This is a genomic window from Paracoccus sp. J55 (assembly GCF_000513975.1).
Classification (GTDB): domain Bacteria; phylum Pseudomonadota; class Alphaproteobacteria; order Rhodobacterales; family Rhodobacteraceae; genus Paracoccus.
The window spans coordinates 1-13,110 of record NZ_AZVA01000038.1; the positions used below are offsets into that span (position 1 = coordinate 1).

Sequence of the window (13,110 nt, forward strand, 5' to 3'; positions counted from 1 at the left end):
GGAAAACGCCGATCGCTCCTTTTCCGGTCTGGTGGCCAAAGCACGAGCAAAACACCCGATCCCATCCCGAACTCGGCCGTTAAGTGCCGTCGCGCCAATGGTACTGCGTCAAAAGACGTGGGAGAGTAGGTCACCGCCAGACCTGAAAAGAAGCGATCCGTCTCTCAAGAACGAAGCAGTGCGTATCAGAACGATCCGCAAAAAATGCCGCGGGGTAGAGCAGCCCGGTAGCTCGTCAGGCTCATAACCTGAAGGCCGCAGGTTCAAATCCTGCCCCCGCAACCAAGAAATCACATAATTACAGTATCTTGCAAGCAAGCCCCGGTCAACGCCGGGGCTCTCGTTTTTTGCGGTCAACATGTGGTCAACATTCAGGAGCGGCCAGAGACGCGTCGGTAGCCAAGGGAAGCGAGGATACGAACGGCGCATTCGTCCTCGGCCCCGGCCGCATGCCGTTCCCGGAAAGCGTCCCCATCGACGCAGCAGCAACTCCGCTTGGCATGGCTGATCGAGCGGGCACCAGCAGGCAAGATCCTTACCGCGGGGATCTAACAGGAAAAAATGTCAGTTTGAGCCCATCAGCGACATTCGATCAGTCCGCAGCGGGGTACATAGTTCGCTTGCGCAGCGCTAAGCGCGGCCCATAACAGATCTTCGCCAAGTTCGGCTTTACCGCAGCGCGGCTTCCCCGAACCGACCATCGGCAGCATTGTGCAGCACAATCGGGCAGGACAAGGTTAGCAACGCGAATAGACCGCCAATTGACTATGCGGTGCATGAAGATCCGTTTCGAATAGGCTGATGGCCTGAGCATTGTCGCTTAGGGCGTGTCTCAGAAAGTCACCGTAAAGTTAATGCGGGTGCGCTGTTAAGATGCGACATGAAGGTATGGCGGGCACACGCCTCGAACGACGCCACCGTTTCCCTCCCGAGGTGATTGTGTACGCCGTCTGGCTTTATTTCCGCTTTCCCTGACCCCGCGAATGGTCGAGGATCGTCTGGAGGAGTGAGGCATCATTGTGTCGCACCAGACGGTGTGGGCTTGACCAGTACAAGCCCCTATTCAGAAAACTCTGACAAAATTAGGTCGGAGATGGCGCGTCGGTCATCGGCGCGCAGTATATCGCCGTGCGGGTCATGCACCGGGAAGCACACGCTGCCGTTCTCCCGGTTTATGATCGGCGTGACCTGGTAGGAACTCGGAGGTGATACTCGCTCGCAGGACAGGTAGTTCCTTCCGTCCGACCCTTCAACCATGACCGCAGACAGGATGGTGTCTGGCCGTGGTCCTTGATGGATTTGAACGTCTTGCTTTGCGATCATCATGCGAACCGCGCCGATGCGATCCACAAGGACGGTCATACTCTCCCTGAGGTTTGACCCCTCTTTGGTCTTATTTCTGGTAGCCCTCAGCATTTCTCCGATGCTGACGATCCAATACCTGGTCAGCTGGATCTGCATCCTCGTCCGGCTGTGCGGGTGGCACGGCTCGCCGGTTCTGCGGATATACGCTGCTTGCTCATCTTCCATCTGTCGAAGGAGTAAGTCGAAATAGACGTCACCATCGCCAGCATCATGAGCAACGCCATCGCCGCGTATTTCCTCGAGCCGACGCTGAACGACCCGCCACCTCGCATGATATTCGACCTGAGCCTGGTATGCGCCACAGAAGCCCACTTCGAGCAGCTGGGTAGGCGAAGCGTCCTGAATCTTCTCGATCATCCCGACACCTTCTTCGCGATCTTGCCTGTCAGGCCCATATCCCTCCGAGCCTGCGCAATATTGATCCTAGCGCGCATCCCATGCTTCTCGAGCAACCCAAGCAGCTGTCCGCCGTTTAGGAGGGTGAGAGGCTTATCCTTGGCAAACTTGTGGGCATCGGGCCCAAAGTCCGCGGTCGTGACGAGAATCCCACGGGAGGCGCCCTCCGACTGGGCTGTGCCATAAAGATCGCGCACCGCACTGACACCGACCGGTCGAGTATAGCGCTTCGCTTGGATGACAATTTTGCCTCCGGTGATGGGGTCAGGATCGAAGGCAATAGCGTCGACGCCGCCGTCAGCGGACGCCTGCGTTATCTTCACTTCGCCGCCACGAGCCGCGAATTCCTTGTCGAAGACTTGGCGGACCAGGTGCTCGAAATCTTCCCAGTTCATGGCAGCCAGGTTGACGGTCCCGTCGTTGATCAGCTCCACATCTTCGGCTTTGATGAACCGGCGATCCTGCTTGTTGAACGTCAGCACCGGCGGAACTGCGGCCAGGCCAGCCAAGCTTGAAGCAGACACGCCCTTAAGCGCTTTGAAGCAGGCTTTCGGATCGACATGCTTGAGATCAATGCCAGCGATCTCATCGCGCGTGACCAAGATCGACAGGATGGTTTCCGTCGACTTCTTCCCGGTGGCGGCATTCACGGCTTCGACGTTGCCGTTGAACGCGATGGTGTCGATGTTCCGAGGCTTGTCGCCGCGGAAAGTATCGCTGATTGTCCGTAGACAGACTTGGTAGCACATGCTGTCGTAAAGCGCCCGCGCGAGGGCTTGCGAGATCTGGGTCGTGGAAAACTCGCCCGACGTTGCGTTGTATCGCACCGTTTTCGTTGTCGGCATGTCCGATGGAAGGGGGAGGCGATAATCGATCAGAAGCAGCTTCGATGGCCGGTCAAATTGCAGCTCCACCCGGGGCGCCAGGGGGGGCGGATGATCTGACATCTTCATGACGGCAGCCACATACTGAACGACGGTCTCCGCCTCGCCGGTCTGCCAGGACTTCTTGATGTCCCGGATTTTCTGGTTAGTCCGTCCAACGCGCGCCGCCTCGGCCGCCTCCGCCTTCTGCTGATCCGCTTCGTGCTTTGATCGGATATCTTCCCAGTTCTTGATTGCGGCCTCATGCCGGCGGTCAACCTCGGCGTTATCAGCTTCGACGCGGGCACAGCGGTCGATATAATCCTGCTCTATCTTTGAAACACGACCGAAAAGTCGATCCATGAAACCGGGCTGAGGTCGCGCAGGTTTCGGGTCGTGAGAGTCTTTTACCGGCTTTTTTGTGCCAAACTTCTTCGCCGTGAAGTATGCGATTTCTTCGGCACCCATCCATTCCGACATGTCTTTGATCGTCGGCGATTTCTGTAGCAGCGACGTTAGCGCTTGGCGCTCCGCTTCAAATCTGCGTGTTAGATCGAGGGCCTTCTTTCTCTGTCGCTCGATCTCAAACTTTTTCATGCTGGAAGTTGAGTATGGATTGAATCTGGACATCTCGTTCTTGCTCTAATGCGATGATTGAAAAGACCACTTATCACGCCACCGTGTCTAGCCTTAATTATAGAAGTCGAACAGCGCCGCCAGCAGGGCGGCATGTTCCGCGTCCGACATCTCGTGCGCATAATCAGCGCCGGCATCGCCGCGCGTTCCCATGACATAGGGCGGATCGACATAGTGCAGGACGCCGGGGCCATCGTTCGCCGCCATGACGTCGACGGCCGGGCGCTGCTCGATCACCACGTCCCGGACGCGCTCCGCGACGACGCGGATCACCGAGGGCAGGTCCGACCAGTTATGCACCGGCAGCACTCCGGGGCGCAGGCCAGCGGCCCGGAAGCCCGAGCGCCGGTTTACAGCGTTCGAGCCGAATCCCATGTGCGAGCGGATCAGCATGCGCCGGGCGCGCTCCACCGGATCGGCCACGGGTTCATAGGCCAGGTCGAACTCGGCGGCCGAAAGGGGTCAGCGCCACCGCCTCGGCAAGCTCGGCTGAGCCCGAGCGCAGCACGGCAAAGAGGTTCACGACCTCGCCGTCCAGATCGTTGTAGACCTTGAGGCGCGCGCGCGGCTTGCGCAGCAGGACCGAGGCACCGCCGCCGAAGGGCTCCACATAAGCCTCATGGGGCGGCATCTGCTCGATGACCCACGGCGCGAGCCGCCATTTGCCGCCATGCCAGCGCAGGACCGGGCGATGCACCGTCATCCCATGGCCTCGATCATGTCGATGCGCTCCCCGAGCCACTCCATGGCGTTCCGGGCCATGCTGTTGCCCAGCGCCTTGTAGCGCGGTCCGTCCGGCGCGCCGTTCCGGCCCCGCCACGGGATCATCGTGTGATCGTTTGGCATGCCCTGCAGGCGCTCGCACTCGACCGGCGTCAACCGGCGAACGGCCCATGGCAGGGCAATGTTGTGGCGCTTTACCGTTTCCAGCGTTCCGCAGACCTCAAGCGAAGCCGCTGGCGGTCGATCGTAGCCGCGGCCATCGTCGCCCCGGACTCGATCCTGAAACGCCACCGCCAACTGCCCGCCCGCATTCGCATGGGAATCGGCATGGCCCATGGCGCGGAGCGTGGGTGTCACATCGTCCTGCGCGTCCGCGCCGTAATCCTTGGCCGAAAAGGCGATAGCCGACCGACCGCCGCTCTTGCCGCCACCGTGCAGCGCGCCAGGCACCTCCCCGATGGAGAGGCCTGTCTCGCCGCCCGCGAGGCGGTCGAACGCGATAGGCTCCGCCACATAGGACCGGGACGAGCCGCCCGCCGCAGCGCGGATGTTGGCGGTGTCATGCGGGCCTTCCGGCACGGCCCCGCCCTCGCGCCCCCGCAGATCGAAGGCAAAGGGGCTGACCTGGCTGCCTTGCGGCTCTTCGGCGCGGGCTTCCACCGCCTTGTTCTGGACCGGCACTAGCGCGCCTTGTTCGTGCGGCATGCGGCTGGCCGATTTCGCCATGCCGGCTGTCAGCGGCATGGCCACCGGCACGATGGGCGTCCCGCGCCCGGTGCCGTCCTCGGATGCGTCGAAGCCCTCGGCGCGCAGGGAATGCGCGACAATGGGGGCCTCGTGGTTGCAGGTGAGGGTCGGGCCATGGTCGATGCCGATCTCGGCACCGCCTTGGCCGTGGGCCATCGAGATCAGTCCGCCGTCGAGATCGAAGTCCGTCCCGAGTCCGCCACCGCCTGAAGGGCGAGACGCAAGGGTGGGGGCAGATCCTTGCCCCGATTGCCGGCGCGGCGGAGAATTCCCGAGCAGGCTTTCGCGGTCAAATAATACTGCGACGGCACGTCGCCAGTCTCCAAGATATCCGACAACGAACACACGTCGCCGTCGCTGGGGGACCGCCCGAGGGTGTCCGCGTGTTCGCACGAACTGAGCGTCAAGCACCCGGTAGGCGAGGCCATAGGCGTCGGGGATGCCGGAGACGATGCCGGCGTTCTTCCATCCGCCCTCGGGGACGTCGATCTGCTGGCCGCTGATCTCGCCCAGAAATCGCGCAAAGTCTCGTCCGCCGTTGCTGCTGAGAACGCCGGGGACGTTCTCCCAAACCAGCCAGCGGGGCCGATACCGTGCAGCAATTTCAACATATGTGAGGGTGAGTTGCCCTCGACTCCCAGCCATGCCGAGGCGAAGTCCCGCGACGGAATAATCCTGGCAGGGGGTTCCACCGACAAGAACATCGAAAGCTGCATCCGGCCACCTGTCGAATTGGGTCATGTCCCCGAAGTTCGGAACGCGGCCGACCTCGGGGAGTTTGGCGACGGCACGGATTGCGGCGGCACGGGCCTTGCGGTCCTTCACCGATAGCCCCGCTTCGTCGGGCGAGGGCATGAACATGGGTCGCCCCGCGCCGAAGCGGTGGTGCAGGACGTGACAGGGAAAGGGCTCGATCTCGGAATAGCCGACAGCATGGAACCCCAGCGGTTCCCAAGCGAGCGATGCGGCCTCAATGCCCGAACAGACGGAAAGAAATCGGAGGTTTGCCATGTCCAGCCGTATGCACGACTGGATGCGCTGGCCTTTAGGCGCCCATAGGCGGTGAAAGCCGGCCTTTTCGACCACCTATCACCGCCGCTCGCCGGAACCGCCTCGCGCAAAAATCATTCCCAAAATGGGAATATCAGCTTGCCTTGCGTCGGGACTTGTGAGACATTCCCAATACGGGAATAAGGGAGTGACCATGCAGATCATCGCCAAGGCAACGCTTCGCGCCTTCTGGGAGCGAGACCCCCGAGCCGAAACGCCCTTGGTGAACTGGTATGCCACCGTTTCAAAGGCGACCTTCACCGGGCCGGCCGATGTGAAGGCGATGTTCGGAACCACCGTCGATTTCGTGGGGGACAACCGCGTTATCTTCGACATCGGCGGCAACAAATACCGCCTGATCGTGCATTTCGCCTATCCCTACAAGCGGGCGCTGATCAAGTTCGTCGGCACCCATAAGGAATATGACAAGATCAACCCGGAGACGATCTGATGGACGTTCGACCGATCCGCACCGAAGCGGACTATCAATGGGCGCTGGCCGAGATCGCCCCGTATTTCGACAACCAGCCCGAACCCGGAACCCCCGAAGCAGACCGCTTCGACGTTCTGGCCGACCTGATCGAAGCCTATGAGGACCGGCATCATCCCATCCCCGAAGCCGATCCCGTCGACCTGCTGAAGGCGCACATGGAAGCGACCGGGCGCACCCAGGCCGATCTCGGCCGGCTGCTCGGATCGACGCCGCGCGCGTCCGAGGTCATGAACCGCAAGCGCGCGCTCACCGTGGCCATGATCCACAAGATCAGCACCGAATGGGGCCTTCCGGCCGATTGCCTTGTCCGGCCCTATCATCTGAACGCCGCCTGATCTCGTCGGATAGCGCCTCGAGGGCGGCGAGCGTGGGCTGGTAGAAGGCGGCATACTTGCCGCCTTTCCGGTCTCGCAGGCCACGATAGAAGGCGATCTGGGAGGGTAGGCGGGACAGCGGGAAGGAGCCGGACCAGCCGCCGCGCGACAGCAGGACCGTGCGGCCATCATCCGACAGCCGCGCCACCGGCTGCGCCAGAAGCGCCGGGGCGGTCATGGACCACCGCACCCGGCATCGATCCGCGCGATCAGCGCCCGACCGGTCGACCGGCTTTGCGGGCCACCGTCCACCACCAGCGCGGCAGCATGCGCCGACCGCGATGCCCTCGTCCCATCGCAAAGCGCCTCACCGCTTACTCCTGCCGCGCAGCCACTCAAGATCATCGGCAGGATCGCCATGGCCAACATCCGCATGGTCCATCTCCTTTCTGGTTTTCTGATAGCGTTCGAGATCGGCCTCCCGGGCGTCACGTCGCCCATCCCGGCGCCCGAGGCTGAAGGCGGCGACGATCGCCACGATCAGCCCGCCGAGCGCTGCCAACGCGCGGCCCAGCCTTGACTCGAGCAGCCAGGTCAGCATGCGACCCACTCCCCGCGCCGCAGCCAGCCATGCCACCGGCAGGGCATGCCGGTGTTGTGGATCGAGGGCGAGAGCGTCGGATACTCGAGCTCGCGGTCCCAATCCCACGAAGGCCCCGGCCGGCCGGAACCATTGACCGGCAAGTAACTCTCCTCGCCGCATCCGCAGGGGCAGATGAAGGTGATGCCCGCCACCTCGCCGTTCATCCAGCGGCGGAAGCAGATCGCCCCGGCGATCCGCTGCTTGCCCCGGAGGTCCGAAACCTCCCCGACCACCAGCGCCCGCATCACGCGACGTCCCGCAGCTTGCGGAAGGCGTGCAGCGCCAGCGCCCCGATGCCGATCACAGCGGCGGCGATGATCAGCAGGTTCAACGAGGATTCCGGCAGAGCGCCGCCCACCGTTGCTACCGTCCCCGCGGCGGTCGAGGCCAGCGCCACCATCTCGCTGGCCTTGGCAATGCGATCCTGCGCGGCAGCTTGCTTGACCGGCCGGACGCCGGAATAGCCCTCGAGGGCTGCCCAGGTGCGCCGGCCGACAATGCCGTCGACCGGAAGTCCATGGCGCTGCTGGAACTCGCGCACCGCCTTGTCCGTGGCCGGGCCGAATTTCCCGTCCACGTCGATCCCGAGGGCATATTGCAGCCGCTTGACTGCCGCACCCTTGTCGCCCGACCGCAGCACAGCCGGGGATGCCTTGCCGGAAAGCTTCTGAAATGCGCTCTCGATCCGGGCGGAATATTCCGCGACATTGGCATTGCCGTTGTAGCGGGCTGCGAAGGTGCGCCAGTCATGAGCGCGAAGGGCCGAATCCAGTCGCCACGACTTAATCAGGCGGACGAAGGCACGAAGCTGCTCGCCCTCCGAAGCGGCCATGGCCTTCACCATATCCCCGGCGCTGGCATAGCCGGCGGCCTGCGCATTGAAACCCATGATCTGCGGCCCGCCCCAGCTGGTCGCCCGCATGGCGTCCTCTGGGTTTCGGGCATAGGCCGCGTCGAACTTCGCCTCGCGCGCAGCGAAGGAAAGCTTCGCGCTGGTCTTGTAGTTGCCCTCGGGCTTGCGCAGCTTGTGCGGCTCGAAGCGGCGCTCGAGCGTTCCGTCAGAACGGAAGGGTTTGCCCGAGGCTTCGACCTGCCACACGGCTTGCAGCGCGGCGACGTCGCAGCCGAGTTCCTCGGCGGCAACAACAAAGTCCTGGGCGGTCGCGCGCTGCGCCGCCCCTTTCCAGGGTTTCGACATTTCCGGGTCTCCTGTCGGCAATAAAAAAACCCGCCGTCAGGCGGGCGGGGAAGCAAGGAGTGGTAAGGTTCAGGGAATCTTGCGGTCGATGCGTTCCAGGGTGCGCCCGATGGACACCAGGGATTCCTCCATGCGCGCGAGCATCAGGCCCTGCTTCTGCGTGACCAGTTTTTGCGCTTCGAGCTGTGCCTCCAGTTTGTTGATCTCGACCTCGTTACGCGCACTCTGCTCCCGGTTTCGCATCATGGTCACCTCCAGTTTCGCCCATACTCCGGCGACTGCGATAAGCAGCGGCCAGACCTGCTGAATTGCGCTCCAATCAGGCATTGTGTCCCTCTTTCCTGTTCAGTTTTCAGAGGCCAAGGGTGCTGGCCAGCGTCACCCAGCCCGCGCCGTTGTGGACGTAGAACATGCCCTCGTCCTGCACCCAGCAGGTCCAGCCCGGCTTCGGAACGAGCCGAAGCCACGCGCCGTCCGCCCACATGGCGATGTTGCCGCCCCATCCGGCCCATGCGCCGGTTGGCGCGCCGCCAACGATATAGCAGGCGCCCTCGGCCGGGCTGCCGGGCGGAGTATTCACGCCGCGATCAGCAGCCGAAAGCTGCACGATGCCGTCGAGCAGCCGCAGAGCCTCGTTGTGGGTGACGTGCTTTTGCGCTTGCGAAGCCGCGAGATACGGTAGCGCGAGGTTGGCCGAGTTTGCCATGAGGACCTCAGAAGTAGAGGGTTTCGGAATAGACGAAGCCGCGACCCGCAACGGGCGCGACCTGGTAGATGTCGATGCGCAGCGATGTCCCCGGCGCGAGCGGGGCACCCCAATCCGCCGTCTGCTGCGCGGCGGTGTAGACGACGCTGGTGGTGGACGAGGACAAGGTCCGTTTGATCCCCGGCCCGTCGAGGATATCGACCTCATAGGCGGCGCTTTCCTCCCCGAGCGGCACCTCGCCATTGCCCCAGATATCCGCCGACAGTGCCCGAGAGCGCCTGATCCACTGGATGGTCAGGTCACCGGCCTCGCGCCCCCGGCGATAGGGCTGGACGGCATGCACCCCGGAAAACGGCTCGAGGCCGCGGCCCTGCGGCGTGAACTGCTGGTGTCGGTAGGACGTGTCGCTGACCGGCTTGCTGGCCGGGCCGACGCGCCAGTGCCACGGCGTTCCCACGTCCTCCTCCGATATCGGCAACTCGACCAGCGTCTGGTCGAGAACGACCACTGTCGCGCCTGCGGGCACCACCGCGCCCATGGCCCATTCGGTGCCGCGCTGCCCGCGCAGCAGGCGGGTGAGCTTGTATCGGCCGGCAGAGACGAGTTCTACAGTCGCGGCCTGAACGACTTCCCAGACCCCCGGCGCGGATTCTATGGCCAACGCGTTCCCGCCCGAAAAAAGCTGGTTGTCGGTGATGCTGACCAGCGTTCCGTAGGCCAGATCCACATAGAGCTCGTTGCCGTGGTCGAACCGGTCAACCGGGCCCGAATGGAATGGGAAGGCCAGGGCTCCGATGCGAGCGCGCTGGCTGAAGGTGGTGAGCAACTGATAGCCCTCGTCCTCCTCCTCGCTGCGATAAACCGCCATCTGACCGGGCCACCGCGACGAGGACGCCGCCAGCAGAGGCCGGTGGGCCTGCTGGTCGGAGGTCAGCAGCGGCACGTCCAGGAACACCAGAGATGGCGCCCGATACAGGACCGGGCGACGCAGCTGGGTTTGCCGGCCGACGCCGGGCGGCAGGTCATATACATCCCGGTCCTGCCGGATGGATTCGACCGCACGCGCGTCCGAGTCCCCGATCTGCACCAGCCTGAACTCATAGGCCCGGCCGTCATGGTCGAGCGTGAGGACGTCCGTAGGATCGAGCGCCAGCCGTGACGGCGGCAGGAAGAAGCTCGCGCGCTCCCGGCCCACCCAAGCCTCCTGCAGCGCCCGGCGGCAGCGGCGATCCGCTTCCTCCGGCGGCACCACCAGCGGGAAGGTTTCCGCCGCAATCCGCGTGGAATCCACGGTGCTGCGACGGGCCTCAACCACCACCGCGTCGAATTCTTCATCGTTGCGGGACAACTGCCATTTCAGGGCTTGCGGTATTTCGGTCTCCTGGCCCCGCACCATCTCTATAACCTCGCCAGCACCGTCGCCGCGCCGAACGAGATCATCCAGGGTGACCTCTCCCGCCGGCGCCTGGCCGCGCGAGACGAATCGAACCGATCCGCCGCTCTCGCAGGCGTCGAAACCGAAATGGCGCGCGAGCATCGCAATGGAGGTTTTCGGGGATTCGACCGAGCCGATGGCATAGCCCTCGATGGCACCCCGCAAACCCGAGACGTCGATCTGGGAATCGGACAGACCCGCATCCCGGCAGAGCTTGCGAACCAGCGCCCGGAGCGATACCGCGCCCAGCCGGCCGTTCAGCCAGTGCCCGAGCCGCCAGTTGTCCCCATCGGCCCATATATCCGTCAGGCCGGGGAAATGCGGATAGGGCCTCGCGTCCCAGGTCCAGACTGCGCATTCGGCCATATCCACCATTCGCCCGGAATAGGCCGACGACAGGGGATTGTTCGTGGTGTCGGCCCAATACCCCAGCATTGCCTCGAGATAGGCACGCTGAATCGCGTCATCCCTCCAGGCGCGGGAATAATGCGGCACGAGGCTCTCCGAGGACTTCGGATCGTGGAACACGTTCGGCTGGTTCGAGCCGCGGTCGATCGCCGGGCAGCCGATTTCAGTGAAGCGGATGGGCTTCGATTGCGGCACCCAGACCGGCGAAGGCGGCACCACCTCGACGCCGCCTTGCCGGTTCCGATGCACGTTTGTCCACCAGGACCGGATATCCTTGTAGCGAAACACCCATGGCTTGCCGAATGCACCGTCCGTGATCGGGGTCCGAACCTGTCCGTTCCGATCCGCCTGCGAGGCATAGAACCAGTCGTATCCCTCGCCGCCTTCCACGTTCCCCTGCAGATAGTTCAGGTCGTAAATGCTGGGGGCCCCGGCCATGGCGTCAAGATGGCTCCATCCGTCTCGCCAATCCGACAGCGGCATGTAATTGTCGATGCCGACGAAATCGATATTAGAATCCGCCCAGAGTCGGTCGAGGTGGAAATAGACGTCTCCGGTCCCATCATTCGGATGATGGCCGAAATACTCCGACCAATCCGCCGCATAACTGATCTTGGTTCCGGGGCCGAGGATCGTGCGCACATCCGCTGCCAGATTGCGGAGGTGCATGACGGCAATATGGTTGTTCGTCGCGTTCGCCCGGATCTGCGTCAGCCCACGAAGCTCGGAGCCGATCAGGAAGGAGTCGACGCCACCCGCAACAGCACAAAGGTGCGCGTAGTGCAGGATCATGCGGCGATAGCCCCATACGGTCGGGCTGCCGTTCCAGCTGACTGTCTCGCCACTGATGGTGAAGCTGCCCGGATTGCCCGAACCGAAGAATGCCGATACCTGCCCGGAGGCAGCGGCCGTTTTGTCGACGGTGCCGGCATAGCCGGGAGCGGGAGAGCAGGTGATCCTGCCCCGCCACGGAAACGCGGGCTGGCCGACGCCGGCAGCATTGTCGGAATACGGGTTCGGCAGGGTGTTTCCTCCGGGGATATCCATGAGGATGAAGGGATAAAAGGTGACCCGGATGCCCCGATTCCTGAGCGCCTTGATGGCCTGCACGATGGAAGCATCGGAAGGCGTCCCGCCAAAATTCGGCCGCCCGTTCCCATCGGAAGACACCAGATATGCCGAAGCGCGGGAAACACCGTTGACCGCCCACGAGATCGGCGTGGTGCTCCGGCTTGCCGTCTCTACGCCGGGCTTGAGCAGGCAGTTGCCGCAGCGAAGATCGTTCCCGAACCATGCAACGACCAGAGAAACGCTCTCGACGTTCGGTGCCAGGGCCTCGAGCTGATCGAGCGAGACGCGCAGATCCGTCCGACCCTCGGCCGCGTTCGAGTTGATATAGTCCTCGCCCGTCTTCACGATCTGCGTCGAATAGGCGAACTCGCCGGTGGCTGGGATCAGGGTAACCGCCTTCACCAAGCCCTCGGCGGTGTCGGAATCGGTCAGCGGGCGGAACACCTCGAAGGTGATCTGGGGGATGCGGTTGCCGAAATCGGTCAGCAGCAGATCCTCGAACACGGCATAGGCCGTGCCGCGATAGGCCGGGGTCGCGTCCGCGCCCATGATCGCGGCGATAAGCGGATCCTGCTCCTGGCTTTCGGTGCCGCGGTAGACGCGCATGGTGATATTGCTCATGTCGAGCAACTCGCCGTCCGCCCACACCCGCCCGATGCCGCCGATCTGGCCCTCGCAGATCCCGACCGCGAAGGACGCGTAATAGGTATACTCGGTGGTCTCGACTTCGGGACCGCCACCCTTGCCGCCTTGCGTCGTCTTCTTGACCTCTTCGCGGAAATCGGTGGCCCAGATGACGTTGCCGCCGATACGGGTCGTGCCGAAAACGCGCGGGATCACCGCTCCCTCAGTTGAGGACGTGATGCGCTGCGCATCCAGACGCTGGCCTTCGAACTTCTGCCCCGGCATCAGGGACTGGACAATCCACGCGTCGACCACAGAGCCGATCCCGGAGCCGATCATGCCGCCTACGGCACCGGCAGAAAGCCCGAGGAAGGTGGCGGTGCCGCCAACAGCTGTGCCGATGGCGGTGCCGACCGCGCCGAGAATGAGAGTCGCCAT

At 63.5% G+C, this 13,110-nt stretch carries 13 protein-coding genes, 1 tRNA gene, 1 rRNA gene and 1 pseudogene; 5 read left to right on the forward strand and 11 right to left on the reverse strand.

All coding sequences use genetic code 11. The annotated features are described in order from the left end of the window. Positions 1-27: 27 nt before the first annotated feature. The 3 genes and pseudogenes from rrf to PARJ55_RS24895 form a co-directional block, all read left to right on the forward strand. A 5S ribosomal RNA gene (gene rrf, locus PARJ55_RS0118405) occupies positions 28-142 on the forward strand. Positions 143-208: 66 nt separating this feature from the next. Beyond that, positions 209-285 (forward strand) — tRNA-Met (locus PARJ55_RS0118410). A 603-nt stretch (positions 286-888) separates the two neighbouring features. Next, positions 889-972, forward strand: a pseudogene (locus tag PARJ55_RS24895) (IS6 family transposase); the annotation flags it as partial. An 87-nt stretch (positions 973-1,059) separates the two neighbouring features. Here PARJ55_RS24895 and PARJ55_RS0118415 read toward each other — a convergent pair. From PARJ55_RS0118415 to PARJ55_RS24390, 5 genes are read right to left on the reverse strand one after another with little or no spacing between them, the layout of a single operon-like run. Further along, a complete protein-coding gene (locus PARJ55_RS0118415) occupies positions 1,060-1,722 on the reverse strand; it encodes a hypothetical protein (RefSeq protein WP_028714356.1) in 663 nt (220 codons plus the stop codon). Further along, positions 1,719-3,254: a restriction endonuclease gene (locus PARJ55_RS22525; RefSeq protein ID WP_051416350.1), complete on the reverse strand. Its 1,536-nt coding sequence runs from the start codon at positions 3,252-3,254 to the stop codon at positions 1,719-1,721. Before PARJ55_RS22525 ends, PARJ55_RS0118415 begins: the two co-directional genes overlap by 4 nt. 60 nt (positions 3,255-3,314) lie before the next feature. After that, positions 3,315-3,683 (reverse strand): hypothetical protein, encoded by a 369-nt coding sequence (locus tag PARJ55_RS24380; protein ID WP_051416351.1) that lies wholly within the window; start codon positions 3,681-3,683, stop codon positions 3,315-3,317. Between the two features lie 4 nt (positions 3,684-3,687). Continuing rightward, positions 3,688-3,963, reverse strand: coding sequence for a DNA adenine methylase (locus PARJ55_RS24385; protein WP_051416352.1), 276 nt, complete (start codon positions 3,961-3,963; stop codon positions 3,688-3,690). Continuing rightward, entirely contained in the window at positions 3,960-5,816 is a 1,857-nt protein-coding gene (locus PARJ55_RS24390; protein WP_198019385.1) for a DNA cytosine methyltransferase, read from the reverse strand. The genes PARJ55_RS24385 and PARJ55_RS24390 overlap by 4 nt, the downstream gene beginning before the upstream one ends. A 118-nt stretch (positions 5,817-5,934) precedes the next feature. Between PARJ55_RS24390 and PARJ55_RS0118435 the strand changes: the two genes are divergently transcribed. After that, on the forward strand, positions 5,935-6,231 hold the full coding sequence (locus PARJ55_RS0118435) for a type II toxin-antitoxin system HigB family toxin (RefSeq protein ID WP_028714358.1): 297 nt from the start codon (positions 5,935-5,937) through the stop codon (positions 6,229-6,231). Further along, positions 6,231-6,608: a type II toxin-antitoxin system HigA family antitoxin gene (locus PARJ55_RS0118440; RefSeq protein ID WP_084637914.1), complete on the forward strand. Its 378-nt coding sequence runs from the start codon at positions 6,231-6,233 to the stop codon at positions 6,606-6,608. Before PARJ55_RS0118435 ends, PARJ55_RS0118440 begins: the two co-directional genes overlap by 1 nt. A gap of 346 nt (positions 6,609-6,954) precedes the next feature. Here PARJ55_RS0118440 and PARJ55_RS0118445 read toward each other — a convergent pair whose 3' ends face one another. From PARJ55_RS0118445 to PARJ55_RS0118470, 6 genes are all read right to left on the reverse strand, one after another. Next, positions 6,955-7,188, reverse strand: a complete 234-nt coding sequence (locus tag PARJ55_RS0118445; protein ID WP_028714360.1) for a hypothetical protein — start codon at positions 7,186-7,188, stop codon at positions 6,955-6,957. Further along, positions 7,182-7,475: a DUF6527 family protein gene (locus PARJ55_RS23090; protein ID WP_051416355.1), complete on the reverse strand. Its 294-nt coding sequence runs from the start codon at positions 7,473-7,475 to the stop codon at positions 7,182-7,184. The genes PARJ55_RS0118445 and PARJ55_RS23090 overlap by 7 nt, the downstream gene beginning before the upstream one ends. After that, entirely contained in the window at positions 7,475-8,428 is a 954-nt protein-coding gene (locus PARJ55_RS23095; RefSeq protein WP_051416356.1) for an N-acetylmuramidase domain-containing protein, read from the reverse strand. The genes PARJ55_RS23090 and PARJ55_RS23095 overlap by 1 nt, the downstream gene beginning before the upstream one ends. 69 nt (positions 8,429-8,497) lie before the next feature. Next, positions 8,498-8,755 (reverse strand): hypothetical protein, encoded by a 258-nt coding sequence (locus PARJ55_RS0118460; RefSeq protein ID WP_028714361.1) that lies wholly within the window; start codon positions 8,753-8,755, stop codon positions 8,498-8,500. Positions 8,756-8,780: 25 nt separating this feature from the next. Beyond that, complete coding sequence (locus PARJ55_RS0118465; protein WP_028714362.1) at positions 8,781-9,134, reverse strand: DUF2793 domain-containing protein; 354 nt, start codon at positions 9,132-9,134, stop codon at positions 8,781-8,783. Between the two features lie 7 nt (positions 9,135-9,141). Then, positions 9,142-13,110, reverse strand: coding sequence for a glycoside hydrolase TIM-barrel-like domain-containing protein (locus PARJ55_RS0118470; protein ID WP_028714363.1), 3,969 nt, complete (start codon positions 13,108-13,110; stop codon positions 9,142-9,144).

What these genes read in the sequence shown, in the direction of transcription:
- PARJ55_RS0118415 (WP_028714356.1), bottom strand. Translation starts at nt 1,722, where the DNA reads ATGATCGAGAAGATTCAGGACGCTTCGCCTACCCAGCTGCTCGAAGTG.
- PARJ55_RS22525 (WP_051416350.1), bottom strand. Translation starts at nt 3,254, where the DNA reads ATGTCCAGATTCAATCCATACTCAACTTCCAGCATGAAAAAGTTTGAG.
- PARJ55_RS24385 (WP_051416352.1), bottom strand. Translation starts at nt 3,963, where the DNA reads ATGACGGTGCATCGCCCGGTCCTGCGCTGGCATGGCGGCAAATGGCGG.
- PARJ55_RS0118435 (WP_028714358.1), top strand. Translation starts at nt 5,935, where the DNA reads ATGCAGATCATCGCCAAGGCAACGCTTCGCGCCTTCTGGGAGCGAGAC.
- PARJ55_RS0118440 (WP_084637914.1), top strand. Translation starts at nt 6,231, where the DNA reads ATGGACGTTCGACCGATCCGCACCGAAGCGGACTATCAATGGGCGCTG.
- PARJ55_RS0118445 (WP_028714360.1), bottom strand. Translation starts at nt 7,188, where the DNA reads ATGCTGACCTGGCTGCTCGAGTCAAGGCTGGGCCGCGCGTTGGCAGCG.
- PARJ55_RS23090 (WP_051416355.1), bottom strand. Translation starts at nt 7,475, where the DNA reads ATGCGGGCGCTGGTGGTCGGGGAGGTTTCGGACCTCCGGGGCAAGCAG.
- PARJ55_RS23095 (WP_051416356.1), bottom strand. Translation starts at nt 8,428, where the DNA reads ATGTCGAAACCCTGGAAAGGGGCGGCGCAGCGCGCGACCGCCCAGGAC.
- PARJ55_RS0118460 (WP_028714361.1), bottom strand. Translation starts at nt 8,755, where the DNA reads ATGCCTGATTGGAGCGCAATTCAGCAGGTCTGGCCGCTGCTTATCGCA.
- PARJ55_RS0118465 (WP_028714362.1), bottom strand. Translation starts at nt 9,134, where the DNA reads ATGGCAAACTCGGCCAACCTCGCGCTACCGTATCTCGCGGCTTCGCAA.
- PARJ55_RS0118470 (WP_028714363.1), bottom strand. Translation starts at nt 13,110, where the DNA reads ATGGCGACTCTCATTCTCGGCGCGGTCGGCACCGCCATCGGCACAGCT.